This is a genomic window from Belnapia sp. (assembly GCF_059504005.1).
Genome location: NZ_JCACHU010000044.1, coordinates 1 through 14,975, shown reverse-complemented (window position 1 = coordinate 14,975; position 14,975 = coordinate 1). Strand labels below are relative to the sequence as shown.

The following is a 14,975-nucleotide window of genomic DNA, read 5'->3' as shown; positions in this document are numbered from 1 at the left end:
AATGCCATGAGCCAGAGCCTCGATCCCGGCGCGCGCCGCGCCATCCTCGATGCCGTCGATGCGCTGCGCGGGGAGAGCGTCGAGACGCTGAAGCGCCTGGTGCGGTGCCCCTCGACCCTTGGCAACGAGCAGTCGGCGCTCAACGAGATGGCGCGGATCTATGAGGGGCTCGGCCTCCCGCCGCGGCGGGTCCCGACCGTGCCGGCGGAGCTGGCCTCGCATCCCGGCTTCTCGCCGCCGCTCATCTCCTATGAGGGGCGGGACAATGTGGTGGCGCTCCATCGGCCGCGGGAGCGGCGGGGGCAGAGCCTCACCTTGCAGGGACATGTCGACGTGGTGCCGGAGGGCGCGGCGGATATGTGGGCGACACCGCCCTACGAGCCCGACATCCGCGGCGGGCGAATGTATGGCCGCGGCGCGGGGGACATGAAGGCGGGCATCGTCTCCTATGTGACGGCCTTCCAGGCGATGCGCCTCGCCGGGCTGCAGCCCGCGGCCGAGGTGCAGATGCAGTCGGTGATCGAGGAGGAGTGCAGCGGCAATGGCGCGCTCGCTGCCATGCTCGCCATGCCGAAGACCGATGCCGTCATCATCCCGGAGCCTGGGCCGGGGCTCGATGCGCTCTACACGGCCGAGGTCGGCGTGGTCTGGGCCTGGGTGACGGTCTCCGGCCGACCGGCGCATGTGCGCGATATGCAGGCCGGGGTGAACGCGATCGAGGCGGCGACCATCATCGCCGGCGCCTTCAAGGACTATGAGCGGGAGATGAATGACGGCTCCCGCATCCATCCCGCCTTCCGCGGCGTGAACCATCCCGTGAACGTTAATCTCGGCACCATCGAGGGCGGGGAGTGGAATTCCTCCGTCGCCACCCGCTGCCGCATCGGCCTCCGCGTCGGGGTGATGATGGGCTACACGGCGGCGCAGACGCGGGCCGATATCGAGCGGCTGGTGGAGCAGGCGAAGGGGCATGAGCGGCTGCGCGGCGCGGTGGTGAAGCTCGAGTTCAAGGGCTTCATGGCAGACCCCTGCGTCTTCGACACCGACGCAGAGATCGTGCGGCTCGCCCGCCGCTCCTATGCCGAGGTCACGGGCGGGAGCCTCCGCGACTATCCGGCGACGGGGCTGACGGACGGCCGCTTCTTCACCCTCTACCAGGACACGCCGGTTGCCTGCTTCGGCCCGGATGCGGTCGATATCCACGGCATCGACGAGAATGTCGGGCTGGAGAGCATGCACGGCATCACCCGCACCATCGCGCTCGCCATGGCCGAGTGGTGCGGCGTCGAGAAGGCCTGAACGCATGTCGGCATCCAACCTCCCGCTCTCCGGCACCAGGCTCTGGGAGAGCCTGATGGAGATGGCGAAGATCGGCGGCACGCTGAGGGGCGGCTGCAACCGGCAGACGCTCACCGACCTCGATGCCGAGGGGCGGGCGCTGTTCCGCCGCTGGGGCGAGGCCTGCGGGCTGACGCTGACCGTCGACCGGCTTGGCAACATGGTCTTCCGGCGCGAGGGAAGGGACCCGACGCGCGCGCCGGTCGCCATCGGCAGCCATCTCGATACCCAGCCGACGGGCGGGAAGTTCGACGGCGTGCTCGGCGTGCTGGCGGGGCTCGAGATCATGCGGGCGTTGCACGAGGCCGGGGCCGAGACCGAGGCGCCGCTGCTGCTGATCAACTGGACCAACGAGGAGGGCGCCCGCTTCTCGCCTCCGATGATGGGCAGCGGCGCCGCCATGGGCATCTTCACCGAGGCCGAGGTGCTGGCCAAGCGTGCGGCCGATGGCGCCGTCTTCGGCGAGGAGCTGCGGCGCATCGGCTGGCAGGGCGAGGCGGATCCGGCGGAGCTGCAAAAAGTCGCCGCCTATCTCGAGTTGCATATCGAGCAGGGCAAGCAGCTCGAGGATGCCGGGCTCGATGTCGGCATCGTCACCCATGCGCTGGCCCAAAGCTGGTTCGAGGTGACGGTAGAGGGCGAGGATGCGCATGGCGGCTCGCCCATGGCGGGGCGGCGCGACGCGATGATGGCGGCGGCGCCGCTCATCGCCGCGGTCGAGGAGATCGCGCTCAGGACCCTCGCCCCGAATGGCGAGCCAGGACGTGGGACGGTGGGCGTGGTCGAGGTCTATCCCGCTTCGCGCAACGTGGCGCCGGGCCGCGTTTTCTTCAGCGTCGATTTCCGCCATAGCGACCCGGAGGCGCTCGCCCGCATGGGTGAGGCGCTGACGGCGCGCGCCGGGGAGATCGCGGCGGCGCGCGGGGTGAAGGCGACCGTCGCGCCCTTCTGGCATTCGCCGCTGACGCCCTTCGACCAGGCGCTCGTCGCCCGTGCGCTGGCGGGGGCCGAGGCGCGCGGGCTGAAGTACCGGCTGATGCCGACCGCAATCGGTCACGATGCGGTCTACATGGCGCGGCGGGTGCCGACGGTGATGGTCTTCACCCCCTGCCATGGCGGGCTTTCGCACAACGAGGCGGAAAGCATCACCCCGGAATGGGCGATGGCTGGGATGCAGGTGCTGGCGGATGCCGCCATCGCCGCGGCCAATGCGGAGGGATGAGGGGCATGCGCATCGCCATCGGCGGCTTCCAGCATGAGAGCCATTCCTTCGCCCCGCTGCCGACCGGCTGGGCGGAGTTCCTCCGCCCGGGCGGCTTCCCCGGCCTGCAACGGCCGGCGACGCTGATCGAGACGCTGCGGCCGACCTCCGTCCCCTGCGCCGGCGCGATCGAGGTGGCGGAGGCGGAGGGCGCGACGCTGGCGCCGCTCACCTGGTGCTTCGCCAACCCGGCGGGGCCGGTCACGGCCGAGGCCTTCGAGCGGATCGCGGCGCTGATGCTCGCCGCTCTGTCGGATGCGCTGGAAGCGGGGCCGCTGGACGGCATCTTCCTCGAGCTGCATGGCGCCATGGTCGCGGTCGGCTTCGACGATGCGGAAGGCGAGCTGCTGCGCCGCATCCGCGCCGTGGTCGGGCCGGCGATGCCGCTGACCGTCAGCCTCGACCCGCATGCCAACATGACGCGCGCCATGACGGAGCTGGCGGATGCGCTGGTGCCCTACCGCACCTACCCGCATGTGGACATGAAGCCGGCGGGCGCGCAGGCGATGCGGCTGCTGCTGGAGCGCATCCGGCGCGGCCGGCCCTGGGCCAAGGCCTTCGCCGAGGTCGATTTCCTGATCCCGCTCACCATGCAATGCACGCTGGTGCCGCCGATGTCGGCGGTGCTGGAGGAGCGGGAGCGGCTGGCCGCCGAATACGGCGCCGCCGAGCTCGCCTTCTGCTTCGGCTTTCCCTATGCGGATTTCCCGGGCTGCGGCGTCGCCATCGCCGGCTACGCGGAGACGCAGGCGGCGGCGGATGCGGCCGTCGCCGGGCTGAAGGCATACATGGACGCGCATGAGCCGGAATTCGCCGGCGGCGTCGCCCCGGCGGCGGAGGGCGTGGCGCAGGCCATCGCCATCGCCCGCAGTGCCGCCAAGCCGGTGGTCATGGCGGATACCCAGGACAATCCGGGCGGCGGCGGGTATGGCGACACGACCGGGCTTCTGGCCGAGCTCATCCGGCAGGATGCGCAGGGGGCGGTGCTCGGCCTCATCAACGACGCCGAGAGTGCGGCGGCCTGCCATGCGGCGGGCATCGGCGCGACGTTGCCGCTCCTGCTCGGTGGCAGGAGCGACGGGGCGCCGCTCGCCGTCACCGCGGTGGTGGAGGCGCTGACGGATGGGCGCTTCACCTGCACCGGACCGATGGGGCGGGGGAACCCGGCCGATCTCGGGCCGACGGCGCTGATCCGCGTTTCCTCCGGCGTGCGGGTGATCGTGGTGACGCGGAAGATGCAGGCGCTGGACCAGGCGCTCTTCACCCATATCGGCGTGGAGCCGAGGGAGCAGACAATCCTCGCCCTGAAGTCGAGCGTGCATTTCCGCGCCGATTTTCAGCCGATCGCCGAGCAGGTGCTGGTGGTCGCGGCGCCCGGGCCGGTGGTGGCGGATCCGGCCACGCTGCCCTTCACCAACCTTCGTCCGACGCTGCGGCTGCGGCCGGGGGCCAACCGGTGATCAGCGGCGGACCGCGCGGGCGACGTCGGCCTGCTGCAGAAGGGCGGCGCCGGCGGGGCTGCTGAGCAGGCCGTTCATCCGCTCGACTTCGGCCCGCTGTCCGGCGCACCAGCGATCGTGCTCCTGTCGGCCGGAGCCGAAATCGGGCGGCGCCATGCTGCGGAGGAACTCGTCGCGTGCGGCGGCGCCCCCGCGCTGCTCGAGGGCCGCGGCCTCGATGCGGGCGGCGCGGTCGAGGGTGGTGACGGAGAGCATCAGGTTGCAGGCTTGCCCGGCGCGCACCAGCCGGCCGATGGCCAGGGAGCGCATGGCAGGGTCGGGCGAGGCGAGGCTCGGCGCAGCGGCGTCCGGCGGCGCGGTGCAGCCGAGGAGGAGCAGGAGTGGGAGCAGGCCGAGGCGCATGCCCGGCGATATCGTGCCGCAGCAGCGCAAGTAAACCGGCCTCATCCCTGGGCCGCCAGGAAGGCCTCGACCGCTGCCCGGTGGGGGATCGGCGCCACCGCGCCGTAGCCGGTCGTGGACAGGGCAGCGGCGGCATTGGCGTAGCGGGCAGCCATCACCGGGTCGTCGCCGCCCAGATGGCGGGCGAGGAAGGCGCCGGCGAAGGTGTCCCCGGCGCCGGTCGCATCCACCGCCGCGACCTTGCAGCCAGGCACGAGCACGCACCCCTCGGGACGTGCCACCAGGACGCCCTCGGCGCCGAGCTTCAGCAGGACGAGCGGGCACCCGAGGCGGAGGTAGAAATCGGCGATCGCCTCGGGCGCGTGGAGGCCGGTCAGCGCCCGTGCATCCTCGAGCGAGGGGAGGGCGATGTCCGCCTGGGCGATGGCGGCGTGGATGAGGGCCGCCGCCCGCGCGGCGGGCCAGAGGCGGAGCCGAAGGTTGGTGTCGTAGGAGACGCGCACCCCGGCCGCCCGGGCGGTGGCGATGGCGTGGAAGGCGGCGTCGCAGGCGCTGGTCGAGATCGCCTGGCTGATGCCGGAGAGGTGCAGCACCTTGGCGCCCCGGATCGCCGCCTCGGGCACGTCCTCCGGCCGGTAGCGGCTGGCGGCGCTGCCGCTGCGGTAGAAGGTGAAGTCGTGGCCACCCTCGTCATGGGTGACGATGTAGAGGCCGGTCTGCGCGTCGGGGTGGCGCAGCACCGTCTCGGTGGAGATGCCCTCGCGTTGCCAGAGCGCCAGGAAGCCGTCGCCCGGACGGTCGCGGCCGATGGCGGTGACATAGCCGACGCTCGCGCCGCTGCGCGCGGCGGCGATGGCGGCGTTGCTGGTGTCGCCGCCCTGGCCCTCCAGGTAGAGCACGCGGCCGTCGGGGGCGGGCGGCTGCTGGTTCAGCTCCAGCATCGGCTCGCCCATGCAAAGGATGTCGGGCATGGCCTCCTCCCTCAGGCCTGCTCGATCCCCATCACCTCATGCGCGGCGCGGAGGATGGCGGTCTTGTCGCCGGCGGCGATGCGGGCCTCGTCCACCAGCTTGCCGCCGATGCCGACGAAGGCGGCGCCCGCGGCCAGATAGGCGGGGGCGTTGCCCGCATCGACGCCGCCGGTCGGGCAGAAGGCAACATCGGGGAAGACGGCGCGCAGTGCCTTCACATGCGCCGGCCCACCGGCGGAACTGGCGGGGAAGAGCTTCACCACATCGGCGCCGGCGGCAAGCGCGGCGCGGATTTCGGTGGGGGTCATTGCGCCAGGCATGGCGGCGGCGCCGGCGGCGTGGGCGAGGGCGATGACCGCCGGATCGACCCAGGGCGTCACCAGGAAGCGCGCACCGGCGGCGAGGCAGGCCTCGGCCGCGTCCTCATCCGGCACGGTGCCGGCCCCGACCAGCAAGCCCGGCTCGGCCGCCAGCTCCCTCATCAGGGCTACGGCGTCCGGCGTGGTGAGGGTGATCTCCAGCACCGTGATCCCCGCTTCGCGGAGCCAAGCGCAGGCGGTCGCGGCATGGGCGGCGGTCGAGGTGCGGACCACGGGCACTACGCGGGCCCGGCGCAGGACCGGCAACAGGGGATGGCTCATGGCGTGACGCTTTGCTCCCGCGGCGCCGTCAGCCCCGGCGCCCGGTGCTATCGGGAGCGCGTTTCGACGCCTGCCGCAAGGGGGTCAGCCCCGGCAGGCGGCCAGCATGGCATCCGCCGTGGCTTCGAGGCGGCGGGCCTCGGCATGGGCGCCGAGCGCGGCGTCCTGCGCCTCGGCAAGGCTGTGGCGATAGGACTCGAGCGAGCCGCCGAGGTCCTCGACCGCGCCGAAGAGCGCGCCGAGCTCCCGCCGCAGCCCGGCGACGGCAGCGCCCTGCTCGGTGAGCGCGGCGTCGAGGGCGCGCAGCGCCCGCCGCAGGCGATCCCCCGGCTTTTCCGGAAAGGGGAGGATCTCGACGGTCAAGGTCGTGGCGATTACCTCTCGAACGTCTAAGAAAACGTAAAACGTCTGAACAAAAAGGTAAAGATCTTTAAACGCTGATAAGGACTGCCGCTGCCCCGGCCAGCAGGCAGCAGGCCGCGCCGAGGCTGAGCACCCAGCGCAGGCGGAGATAGCCGAGGGGGACGAGACCGCGCCGGGCGGCGAGGCTCTCGACCGCCGCCGTCGCCAGGATCGCGGCGGCGAGCAGGCTGAGCCCCGGCACCGGCGGCAGCAGCAGCGCCGCCCAGGCGATGAGCGCCGGCACCACCCCGAGCCCGAGCCGCGGGGCGGCGTAGCGCGCCTCCGCCGCCGGCGCGTAGAGGGCGAGGCCCCAATGCACGGCGCCGAGGAAGCTTAGGATCACCATGCCGTAAGCGGCGAGCGCGAAGAGGGCGATGCCCTGCGTCTCCGGCGGCAGCAGCCAGGAGAGCAGTGCGGTGGCGAGGAAGGGCAGCAGGCCGGCGGCGCCGAGCCAGATGGCGGGAGTGGGCATGGGGCTCATTCTGCGCAGATCGGGCGATGTCCGGCGAGGGCAAGGCCGGGCCTACCGCCCGGGCGCCGCCCGACCTAGAAAGCGGCCATGGCGACATTCATCGAAGTGGCGATCCTCCTCCTGCTGGTGGTGTTGAACGGGCTCTTCGCCATGAGCGAGCTCGCCATCGTCTCCGCCCGGCGCGGCAGGCTGCTGGCGATGCAGCGGCGCGGCAGCCCGGGCGCGGAGGCGGCGCTTGCGCTGGCCGAAGACCCGCAGCGCTTCCTGCCGACGGTGCAGATCGGCATCAGCTTGGTCGGGATCCTGGCCGGCGTCTTCGGCGGCGCGCGGCTGGCGGGGCCCTTGGGCGAGGCCTTGTCGGCGATCCCGGGCTTCGCCCCCTTCGCCACTGAGGTGGCCTTCGCCCTCGTCGTGCTGCTGATCGCCTATGCCAACCTGATCATCGGCGAGCTGGTGCCGAAGCAGTTGGCGCTCCGCGACCCGGAGCGGGTGGCGGTCGCCGTCGCCCGGCCGATGACGGTGCTGTCGCGGGTGACGGGGCCGATCGTCTGGGTGCTCAGCCTCTCCTCCAACCTGGTCCTCCGCCTGTTCGGTCCGGCCCCAGCCAACGACCAGGCGGTGACCGAGGAGGAGGTGAAGGCGGTCGTCGCCGAGGGGGCGGAGGCCGGCGTGCTCGAGCATGAGGAACGGCACATGATCGAGCGGGTTCTGCGCCTCGCCGACAAGCCGGTCCGCGCGCTGATGACGCCACGCAACGACGTCGCCTGGCTCGACCGCAATGCCTCGCCGGCGGATATCGCCGCGGCGCTGAGGTCGCAGGATGTGACGCGCTTCGTCGTCGCCGACCGGCGGATCGACAACGTGGTGGGCGTCGTCGTGGCGAAGGACCTGCTGGACCAGGCGCTGGAGGGATCGCCGCTCTCGCTCGCCCGGGTGCTGCGCCAGCCGCTGGTGCTGCCGGACAACCTCAACGCCCTCGATGCGCTGGACCGGATGCGGCACGACACCATCGGCATCGCTGTCGTGCTCGACGAGTATGGCAGCTTCGAGGGGGTTGTGACCGCCTTCGACCTGCTGGAGGCGATCATCGGCGAGCTCGGCTCCGGGGAGGCGCCGCAGGTGGCCGGCGACCCGGTGACGCGGAGCGATGGCAGCCTGCTGCTGGAGGGCAGCATGCCGAGCGACGAGCTGCGGGCACGGCTCGACCTGCCGGAGCTGCCCTATCAGGGCAGCTACCATACGGTCGCCGGGCTGATGCTGGCGCTGCTGCGCCGCGTGCCGAAGGAGGGCGACCGCATCGTCTGGGCCGGCTGGCGCTTCGAGATCGTCGACATGGACGGGCGGCGGGTCGACAAGGTGCTGGCGACGCGGGAGGAGGCGGTGGGCGCCGTCTAGCCGCCTACTTTCCGGCCTTCCGCGCGATGGGCGCGACGAACTGCGCCTCCGTGTCCCAGGGGAAGAGGATCCAGGTGTCCTGGCTCACCTCGGTGATGAAGGTGTCGACCAGCGGCTTGCCGGCGGGCTTGGCATAGACCGTCGCCAGATGGGCCCGCGGCAGCAGGGCGCGGACGACCTTCGCCGTGGTGCCGGTATCGACCAGGTCGTCGACCACCAGCCAGCCCTCGCCATCGCCGGCGGCGACGGGCGGCTTCACCACCTGCGGCTCGCCCATCGCCTCCTCGTCATAGGTGACGACGGAGACGGTCTCGAGCAGGCGGCATTCCAGCTCGCGGGCGACGATGGCGCCGGGGATCATGCCGCCGCGGGTGATGGCGACGACTCCCTTGAAAGGTCCACGCTCCATGAGGCGCCAGGCCAGCGCCTTGCTGTCGCGGTGCAGCTGCTCCCAGCCGACGGTGTAGTATTTCTCGGCCATCAGAACATCTTCCCGCCCTTGGGGACGGCGAGGTCGGGCTTCAGCAGCACGACGGCGCCGTTCGCGTCCGGCACGCCGAGCACCAGCACCTCGCTCATCACCGGGCCGATCTGGCGGGGCGGAAAATTGACCACGGCCACCACCTGCCGGCCAATCAGCTGGTCCGGCTTGTAGTGGGCGGTGAGCTGGGCGGAGGAGCGCTTCACCCCGATCTCGCCGCCGAAATCGACCCAGAGTTTGATGGCCGGCTTGCGCGCCTCCGGGAAGGGCTGCGCATCCGTGATGGTGCCGACGCGGATGTCGACCCGCTCGAAATCCGCATAGCTGATGGGCTCGCTCATGCGTTCGGAATACTCCGGGCGGGATCGCCGGAGCAAGGCGGCTTGCCGAAGCCGTCTGCTGCCGCCAAAACGACATCCGACGGAAACGCCCCGGAAGAGCACAGGACGGACGAGCACCATGAAGCGCGATTTTCACGCCCCTGGCCGCAGCGCCGTATACGGCACCCGCGGCATGGCGGCCACCTCCATGCCGATCGCCACCTTCACCGCGCTCGAGGTCCTGCAGCGGGGCGGCAATGCGCTGGATGCGGCGATCGCCGCGGTCGCCGTGCTCGGCGTGGTGGAGCCGCAGAGCACCGGCATCGGCGGCGACTGCTTCTGCCTCTATGCGCCGGCCGGGACCGGCAAGGTCATTGCGCTGAACGGCTCCGGCCGGGCGCCGGCCGCCTCGACGCCGGAGGCGCTGCGCTCCCGCCAGGTGAATGCGCTAAGCCCGACCTCGCCGCATGTCGTCACCGTCCCGACCGCCGTCTCGGGCTGGGAGCTGCTGAACAAGACCTACGGCCGGAAGGAGCTGGGCGAGCTGCTGCGCCCGGCGATCCGCTGCGCCGAGGAGGGCTGGCCCGTCCATGCCCGGGTCGCGGCCGATTGGGCGGCGGCGGCCGACAAGCTGCGCGGCAACGAGGCCTCCGCGCGCCGCTTCCTGGTCGATGGCGCGGCGCCACGCATCGGCCACCGCTTCGTCCAGCCGGAGTTGGGCCGGACGCTCCGCACCATCGCCACCAAGGGGGCGCGCGGCTTCTACGAGGGCGAGGTCGCGGCCGACATGGTCGCGGCGCTGCAGGCGCTCGGCGGCCTCCATACCGAGGAGGATTTCGCCCGCAGCCTGCGCGGGGCGGAGTTCGTCGAGCCGATCAGGACGGCCTGGCGCGGGATGGAGGTCTATCAGTGCCCGCCCAATGGCTCCGGTCTGCACGTCCTCCAGCTGCTCGGCATCCTCGATGGCTTCGAGACGCCGGAGGCCGGGCCGGTCAGCGCCGAGCGCTACCACCGCCATATCGAGGCGGCGCGGCTGGTCTATCGCGACCGCGACGCCTTCCTCGCCGACCCGGCGCAGGTCGACGTGCCGGTCGAGGCGCTGATGGACCCGGCCTACCTCGCCCGGCTGCGCGGCCTGATCAGCGACGAGCGGGCGATGAAGGTCCTGCCGCCGGCCGGGACCAGCGACTCGGCGAAGCACAAGGACACCGTCTATCTCTGCGTCGTCGATGAGGAGGGCAATGCCTGCTCCTTCATCAACAGCCTCTTCGAGAGCTTCGGCAGCGGCATCCTGGCCGAGAATTCAGGCGTGATGCTGCACAACCGCGGCTACGGCTTCCGCCTGCAGGAGGGCCACCCGAACTGCATCGCGCCCAACAAGCGGCCGATGCACACCATCATCCCGGGCATGGTGATGAAGGATGGGGAGGCCATCATGCCCTATGGCGTGATGGGAGGGCATTTCCAGCCGATGGGGCAGACGCTCTTCCTGACCAACCACTTCGAATTCGGCCTCGACGTGCAGGAGGCGATCGACTGCCCGCGCCTCTTCCCCTCGCTGGCCAAGGGCGTGGTCGAGGTGGAGCGGAACATCCCGTCGGCCGTCCTCGACCGGCTCAGCCGGCTCGGCCATGAGGTGGCGCTGATCGACAAGCCGCATGGCGGCGGGCAGGCGATCTTCATCGACCGCAAGGCGGGGCTGCTGGTCGGCGGGAGCGACCCGCGGAAGGATGGCTGCGCGCTGGGCTTCTAGCCGCCATGCGCGCGATCAAGGCGGACATCATCACCCTCGACGTCGATGCGGTGGTGACGGCGGCGAATGCGGGGCTGCGCGGCGGCGGGGGCGTTGATGGCGCCGTGCATCGCGCGGCGGGGCCGGAGCTGCTGGCCGCCTGCCGCAAGCTCGGCGGCTGCCCCACCGGGGAGGCGCGCATCACCCCGGGCTTTCGGCTGAAGGCGCGGCATGTGATCCACGCCGTCGGGCCGGTCTGGCGCGGCGGGACGGAGGGGGAGCCGGGGCTGCTGGCCTCGGCCTACCGGTCGAGCCTCGCCCTGCTGCGCGCGGGCGGGCTCCGCTCCATCGCCTTCCCGGCCATCTCCACCGGCATCTATGGCTATCCGCCCGAGCAGGCCGTCCGCATCGCCGTGGTCACGGTGCGGGAGGACCTGGTGGCGCATGGGCCGATCGAGGTGGTCTTCGCCTGTTTCGATGACCGCACGCTGGCTCTTTACGAGAAGGAACTCGCCGGATGACCGAACCCTGCGACCTCAGCGCCCTCGAGGCGCGGCGGCTGATCGGCCGGAAGGCGCTCTCGCCCGTCGAGTTGCTGGAGAGCTGCCTCAGGCGGATCGACGAGGTGAATCCGGCGGTCAACGCCATGGTCACGCGCGACGACGAGGCGTCCCGCGCCGCGGCTCGCGCGGCCGAGGCGGCGGTGATGGGGGGCGAGCATCTGGGCGCGCTGCACGGGCTGCCAGTCGGCATCAAGGACCTGTACGACGCCCGCGGCCTCAAGACGACCTATGGCAGCCCGATCTTCGCCGACCACGTCGCGCCCGAGGACAGCGGCATGGTCGCCCGCATCCGCGCCGCCGGCGGCGTCATCATCGGGAAGACCAACACGCCAGAATTCGGCCTCGGCGCCAATACCCGCAACCGGGTCTGCGGCGCGACGGGGAATGCCTTCGACAATACCCGCTCGGCCGCCGGCTCCTCGGGCGGTTCGGCCGTCGCCCTGGCGGCCGGCATGGCGCCCCTCTGCTCCGGCTCGGACACCGGCGGCTCTCTCCGCAACCCGGCCGCTTTCAACGGCATCGTCGGCTACCGCCCGAGCCCCGGCCTCGTCACCAACGAGAAGCGCCCGCATGGCTGGTCGCCCCTCCCGGTGCTCGGCCCGATGGCGCGCGATGTCGGCGACACCTGCCTGTTCCTCTCGGTGATGGCCTCGGACGATGCGCGGGACCCGCTGGCTTATACGCTCCACGCCCGCCCGGTGCGCGGCGAGCCGGCGCTGTTCAGCCCGCCGCGCAGCCTCGACCTCTCGACGCTGAAGCTCGCCTTCTCCGAGGATTTCGGCCAGGCCCCGACCGAGCGGGTGGTGCGCGAGGCCTTCCAGGCGCGCGTCGCCGCCATCGCCCCGCTTTTCGCCCGCGCCGAGGCCACCCACCCGGACTGCTCGGGCGGTGACGAGGCCTTTGAGGTGCTGCGCGCCCAGGGGGTGCTGACCGCCCATGCCGAGAAGGTCCGGACCCGGCCGCAGGATTGTGGTCCGAACCTGCATGCGAATGTGGAGGAAGGGCTGCGCTACAGCCTGGCCGATGCCGCCCGCGCCGCTGAGCTGCAGACCCGCATCTACCGCAACTTCCAGCGCTTCTTCGACGAGCATGACGTGCTGGTGACGCCGGCCATCACCATCAGCCCGCGCAACTGGCGGGAGCTCTACCCGAAGGAAATCAACGGCCAGCCGACGCGGACTTATTTCCACTGGCTGGCGCTGGCCTATTACGTGACGCTGACCGGCCACCCGGCGATCAGCCTGCCGATGGGGCTCGATGCGCGGGGGATGCCCTTCGGCCTGCAGATCGTGGGGCCGCGGGGCGGCGATGCCTTCGTGCTCGGCGTGGCGGCGGCGATCGAGGCGGCCTGCCGTGGGGATGCGATGCTCGGCCGGCCGGTGCCGGACCTGGCGGCGCTTCGCCAGGCCCCGCCGATCAGCGGGATGCCGGAGTTCCGGACCTTCGACTGAGCCTCACCAGCCGCGATAGGGCCGGCCATAGCCACCGCCGTAGCCGTAGCGCGGCGCGTCCCGGTAATAGCCGCGGTTGCGGTAATAGGGCCGGGGATTGTCGCTCGCGGCGCCCGCGGCCAGGGCCGCCGCGACGCCGACGCCGGCCCCGAGCAGGGCGGTGTTGCCCCAGTTGGTGGAGCCGTCCGGGTTCTGGCAGCCGGCCAGCAGCAGGCTGGACGAGAGCAGTGCAGCGGCGGCGAAACGTTGGATCATGGCCTTCTCCTCGACGCCATGAGGCCTCAGCTTCGCGGCGATACCGTGGCAGGCCAGTTCAATCTCTCGTGGCCGAGAAGGCGTTGAATGTCTGCAGCGTGTAGGTGTCCTTCACTCCGGGCACGGTCTGCAGCGTCTCGACCACGAAGAGGCCGATATCCTGGTCGGGCTCCAGGTAGAACTTCCCCATCAGGTCGTACTGGCCGGAGATGGAATGCATCTCGGAGAGCTCGGGGATGGTGTCGGCCATGGCGCGGGCGACGCGGTAGGCATGGCCCATCTCGCATTTGATCTGGACGAATATCGCGCGCATCGGCCTCTCCTCTCGCGGGGTTCGGCGCGTCTTGTAGCGCGCTTCAGGCGCTGTCCCGAGTCCCCCGCCGCTCGCCGGGGCGGGGAGCCAGGCCATACGGCGCAACGAGCGCCCAGACATGGGGCGGGACCATGGATTTCATCCGCGCCGGCACCTCGCGGCGGAGGTGGAGCACCGTCTCCACCGCCTTCATTTCCAGCCGGGCGCGGGCGAATTCCAGGCCGCGCGGGCCGACCCTCGGCATCAGCCAGCCGACCAGCGGGCGCAGCCAGGCCGGCATGCGGCGGAGCGGCAGGCCCCCGGCGGCGCGCTCCGTATTGGCAAGGAAGCCGCGGACGGCGCCCTGCCGCCGGCCGGCCGAGCCCGGTGCCGAGAGGCGCAGCTCGCCTTCGACCAGGCCGAGCAGCTCCTCGCCGCGGGCGTTGCGGACCAGCAGCCATTGCTCGCCCTCGCCGGCCATGTAGCCGACGGTCACATCGGCGAGGACATTGGTGTAGTCGACGCAGCTCCGGCAGGTGAGGGGGAAGAAGTCGGCTGGCAGGCGGGAGAGCGGGAGCTGGAGGAAGGGAATGGCCTTCACCCGTCCGTCGGCAAAGCGCAGCTCGACATGGTAGTCGGCGCGGAACTCCAGATAGGTGATGGTCGCCGGGTCCTCGGCGAGCAGCGAGAGGAACTGGTGGAAGCGCTCGGTCGTCGTGTTGTCCGAGCAGGGTGTGCCGATGACGTAGAGCCGCTCGAAGCCGAGCTCCGCCTCCAGGGCCCGCAGGGCATAGACCTGGCAGGGGATGCCGATGACGGCAAGGCGCCTATGGCCGGCGGCCCGGGCGGGCTCCAAAAGGGCGAGGAGCGGGGCGTAGCCCATCCGCATGCCGCGGCACTCGGCCATGCCCTCCGGCCGGGTGACCAGCACCGGGACGGGGCGCCAGCGGTCCTCCGGGTCCGGCGCCATGGCGAGGACGGCATCGACGGCGCCGGTCTCCAGCAGCCGTTCCGCCAGGCGGGTGGTGATGCCGGTCCACTGGGCGCCGGGCCGCGCCGGGGCGAGGGAGGCGCGGAGCATCCGCCGGAAGGGGCCGAAATAGAGCTCGTCCGGCCGGGCCGGGTCGCGCGGGCGGCCATGGACGCGGGCCTCCAACCCGGCATAATCGGGACGGATGAACTGGCAGGCGCGGCCGCAGGCGCCGGGGTCGGCGCTGCGGGAGACGCCGCAATCGGTGCAGAGGTTGCGCGGGATGGCAGGGCGGAGCGGGGGCCGGTGCAGGGCGGCTTGGTCCATAGGCAGGATACGCCCTTCCTCGTCGTTCCCGGCCAGCCTAGGCCATCCGCCGGCACCGGGGGAGTGCCGTACCACGACTGCGTGGCGCCGCCTGTCGTGACCGGCGCTTCGGCGGGGTTTCGTTGCATGCCATCCAGCGGCGGGCTAGGCAGCCCGCCTGACGGATGCACCCAGACGGAGTAGGAATGATGCGCATTGCGGTCCTTGGTGCCGGCTATGTTGGGCTGGTCTCCGGCGCCTGC

Annotated in this window: 17 protein-coding genes; 7 read left to right on the top strand and 10 right to left on the bottom strand. The window is 71.7% G+C overall.

Annotated elements, in window-relative coordinates:
* Positions 1-6: 6 nt before the first annotated feature.
* Genes AC5JJ1_RS06290 through AC5JJ1_RS06280 form a run of 3 tightly spaced genes read left to right on the top strand, consistent with a single transcriptional unit; the run spans position 7 to position 4,059 of the window.
* Positions 7-1,299 carry an ArgE/DapE family deacylase gene (locus AC5JJ1_RS06290; protein ID WP_495784252.1) on the top strand — a complete coding sequence of 431 codons (1,293 nt, stop codon included), beginning with the start codon at positions 7-9 and terminating at the stop codon, positions 1,297-1,299.
* A gap of 4 nt (positions 1,300-1,303) precedes the next feature.
* Positions 1,304-2,560: a Zn-dependent hydrolase gene (locus AC5JJ1_RS06285; protein WP_495784251.1), complete on the top strand. Its 1,257-nt coding sequence runs from the start codon at positions 1,304-1,306 to the stop codon at positions 2,558-2,560.
* A 5-nt stretch (positions 2,561-2,565) separates the two neighbouring features.
* Positions 2,566-4,059: a M81 family metallopeptidase gene (locus tag AC5JJ1_RS06280; protein ID WP_495784250.1), complete on the top strand. Its 1,494-nt coding sequence runs from the start codon at positions 2,566-2,568 to the stop codon at positions 4,057-4,059.
* On the opposite strand, the gene AC5JJ1_RS06275 is transcribed toward AC5JJ1_RS06280, so the two are convergent.
* From AC5JJ1_RS06275 to AC5JJ1_RS06255, 5 genes are all read right to left on the bottom strand, one after another.
* Positions 4,060-4,461, bottom strand: a complete 402-nt coding sequence (locus AC5JJ1_RS06275; protein WP_495784249.1) for a hypothetical protein — start codon at positions 4,459-4,461, stop codon at positions 4,060-4,062.
* Positions 4,462-4,502: 41 nt separating this feature from the next.
* Positions 4,503-5,432 carry a sugar kinase gene (locus AC5JJ1_RS06270; protein WP_495784248.1) on the bottom strand — a complete coding sequence of 310 codons (930 nt, stop codon included), beginning with the start codon at positions 5,430-5,432 and terminating at the stop codon, positions 4,503-4,505.
* Positions 5,433-5,443: 11 nt separating this feature from the next.
* Positions 5,444-6,073, bottom strand: coding sequence for a bifunctional 4-hydroxy-2-oxoglutarate aldolase/2-dehydro-3-deoxy-phosphogluconate aldolase (locus AC5JJ1_RS06265; protein ID WP_495784247.1), 630 nt, complete (start codon positions 6,071-6,073; stop codon positions 5,444-5,446).
* 84 nt (positions 6,074-6,157) lie between these two features.
* The gene (locus tag AC5JJ1_RS06260; protein ID WP_495784246.1) at positions 6,158-6,436 is read right to left on the bottom strand and encodes a hypothetical protein; all 279 of its coding nucleotides are present in this window, start codon (positions 6,434-6,436) and stop codon (positions 6,158-6,160) included.
* 67 nt (positions 6,437-6,503) lie between these two features.
* Complete coding sequence (locus AC5JJ1_RS06255; RefSeq protein ID WP_495784245.1) at positions 6,504-6,947, bottom strand: DUF3429 domain-containing protein; 444 nt, start codon at positions 6,945-6,947, stop codon at positions 6,504-6,506.
* Positions 6,948-7,034: 87 nt separating this feature from the next.
* Between AC5JJ1_RS06255 and AC5JJ1_RS06250 the strand changes: the two genes are divergently transcribed.
* The gene (locus AC5JJ1_RS06250) at positions 7,035-8,342 is read left to right on the top strand and encodes a hemolysin family protein (RefSeq protein WP_495784244.1); all 1,308 of its coding nucleotides are present in this window, start codon (positions 7,035-7,037) and stop codon (positions 8,340-8,342) included.
* Positions 8,343-8,346: 4 nt separating this feature from the next.
* Here the strand turns inward: AC5JJ1_RS06250 and gpt are convergent, their stop codons facing one another.
* Positions 8,347-8,823 carry a xanthine phosphoribosyltransferase gene (gpt, locus tag AC5JJ1_RS06245; RefSeq protein WP_495784243.1) on the bottom strand — a complete coding sequence of 159 codons (477 nt, stop codon included), beginning with the start codon at positions 8,821-8,823 and terminating at the stop codon, positions 8,347-8,349.
* A complete protein-coding gene (locus AC5JJ1_RS06240; RefSeq protein ID WP_495784242.1) occupies positions 8,823-9,164 on the bottom strand; it encodes a tRNA-binding protein in 342 nt (113 codons plus the stop codon). The genes gpt and AC5JJ1_RS06240 overlap by 1 nt, the downstream gene beginning before the upstream one ends.
* A 118-nt stretch (positions 9,165-9,282) precedes the next feature.
* Between AC5JJ1_RS06240 and ggt the strand changes: the two genes are divergently transcribed.
* The 3 genes from ggt to AC5JJ1_RS06225 are packed head-to-tail and all read left to right on the top strand — an operon-like array spanning position 9,283 to position 12,889.
* Entirely contained in the window at positions 9,283-10,896 is a 1,614-nt protein-coding gene (ggt, locus tag AC5JJ1_RS06235; RefSeq protein ID WP_495784241.1) for a gamma-glutamyltransferase, read from the top strand.
* A 5-nt stretch (positions 10,897-10,901) separates the two neighbouring features.
* Positions 10,902-11,396 carry an O-acetyl-ADP-ribose deacetylase gene (locus AC5JJ1_RS06230; RefSeq protein ID WP_495784240.1) on the top strand — a complete coding sequence of 165 codons (495 nt, stop codon included), beginning with the start codon at positions 10,902-10,904 and terminating at the stop codon, positions 11,394-11,396.
* On the top strand, positions 11,393-12,889 hold the full coding sequence (locus tag AC5JJ1_RS06225; RefSeq protein WP_495784239.1) for an amidase: 1,497 nt from the start codon (positions 11,393-11,395) through the stop codon (positions 12,887-12,889). Before AC5JJ1_RS06230 ends, AC5JJ1_RS06225 begins: the two co-directional genes overlap by 4 nt.
* Positions 12,890-12,892: 3 nt before the next feature.
* Here AC5JJ1_RS06225 and AC5JJ1_RS06220 read toward each other — a convergent pair whose 3' ends face one another.
* From AC5JJ1_RS06220 to AC5JJ1_RS06210, 3 genes are read right to left on the bottom strand one after another with little or no spacing between them, the layout of a single operon-like run.
* The gene (locus AC5JJ1_RS06220; protein WP_495784238.1) at positions 12,893-13,144 is read right to left on the bottom strand and encodes a hypothetical protein; all 252 of its coding nucleotides are present in this window, start codon (positions 13,142-13,144) and stop codon (positions 12,893-12,895) included.
* Positions 13,145-13,202: 58 nt separating this feature from the next.
* A complete protein-coding gene (locus AC5JJ1_RS06215) occupies positions 13,203-13,457 on the bottom strand; it encodes an Lrp/AsnC ligand binding domain-containing protein (protein ID WP_495750186.1) in 255 nt (84 codons plus the stop codon).
* A 43-nt stretch (positions 13,458-13,500) separates the two neighbouring features.
* On the bottom strand, positions 13,501-14,733 hold the full coding sequence (locus AC5JJ1_RS06210; RefSeq protein WP_495784237.1) for a Coenzyme F420 hydrogenase/dehydrogenase, beta subunit C-terminal domain: 1,233 nt from the start codon (positions 14,731-14,733) through the stop codon (positions 13,501-13,503).
* Positions 14,734-14,975 lie beyond the last annotated feature (242 nt).

What these genes read in the sequence shown, in the direction of transcription:
- AC5JJ1_RS06225 (WP_495784239.1), top strand. Translation starts at nt 11,393, where the DNA reads ATGACCGAACCCTGCGACCTCAGCGCCCTCGAGGCGCGGCGGCTGATC.
- AC5JJ1_RS06215 (WP_495750186.1), bottom strand. Translation starts at nt 13,457, where the DNA reads ATGCGCGCGATATTCGTCCAGATCAAATGCGAGATGGGCCATGCCTAC.
- gpt (WP_495784243.1), bottom strand. Translation starts at nt 8,823, where the DNA reads ATGGCCGAGAAATACTACACCGTCGGCTGGGAGCAGCTGCACCGCGAC.
- AC5JJ1_RS06230 (WP_495784240.1), top strand. Translation starts at nt 10,902, where the DNA reads ATGCGCGCGATCAAGGCGGACATCATCACCCTCGACGTCGATGCGGTG.
- AC5JJ1_RS06210 (WP_495784237.1), bottom strand. Translation starts at nt 14,733, where the DNA reads ATGGACCAAGCCGCCCTGCACCGGCCCCCGCTCCGCCCTGCCATCCCG.
- AC5JJ1_RS06250 (WP_495784244.1), top strand. Translation starts at nt 7,035, where the DNA reads ATGGCGACATTCATCGAAGTGGCGATCCTCCTCCTGCTGGTGGTGTTG.
- AC5JJ1_RS06270 (WP_495784248.1), bottom strand. Translation starts at nt 5,432, where the DNA reads ATGCCCGACATCCTTTGCATGGGCGAGCCGATGCTGGAGCTGAACCAG.
- AC5JJ1_RS06240 (WP_495784242.1), bottom strand. Translation starts at nt 9,164, where the DNA reads ATGAGCGAGCCCATCAGCTATGCGGATTTCGAGCGGGTCGACATCCGC.
- AC5JJ1_RS06265 (WP_495784247.1), bottom strand. Translation starts at nt 6,073, where the DNA reads ATGAGCCATCCCCTGTTGCCGGTCCTGCGCCGGGCCCGCGTAGTGCCC.
- AC5JJ1_RS06275 (WP_495784249.1), bottom strand. Translation starts at nt 4,461, where the DNA reads ATGCGCCTCGGCCTGCTCCCACTCCTGCTCCTCCTCGGCTGCACCGCG.
- ggt (WP_495784241.1), top strand. Translation starts at nt 9,283, where the DNA reads ATGAAGCGCGATTTTCACGCCCCTGGCCGCAGCGCCGTATACGGCACC.
- AC5JJ1_RS06290 (WP_495784252.1), top strand. Translation starts at nt 7, where the DNA reads ATGAGCCAGAGCCTCGATCCCGGCGCGCGCCGCGCCATCCTCGATGCC.
- AC5JJ1_RS06220 (WP_495784238.1), bottom strand. Translation starts at nt 13,144, where the DNA reads ATGATCCAACGTTTCGCCGCCGCTGCACTGCTCTCGTCCAGCCTGCTG.
- AC5JJ1_RS06255 (WP_495784245.1), bottom strand. Translation starts at nt 6,947, where the DNA reads ATGCCCACTCCCGCCATCTGGCTCGGCGCCGCCGGCCTGCTGCCCTTC.
- AC5JJ1_RS06285 (WP_495784251.1), top strand. Translation starts at nt 1,304, where the DNA reads ATGTCGGCATCCAACCTCCCGCTCTCCGGCACCAGGCTCTGGGAGAGC.
- AC5JJ1_RS06280 (WP_495784250.1), top strand. Translation starts at nt 2,566, where the DNA reads ATGCGCATCGCCATCGGCGGCTTCCAGCATGAGAGCCATTCCTTCGCC.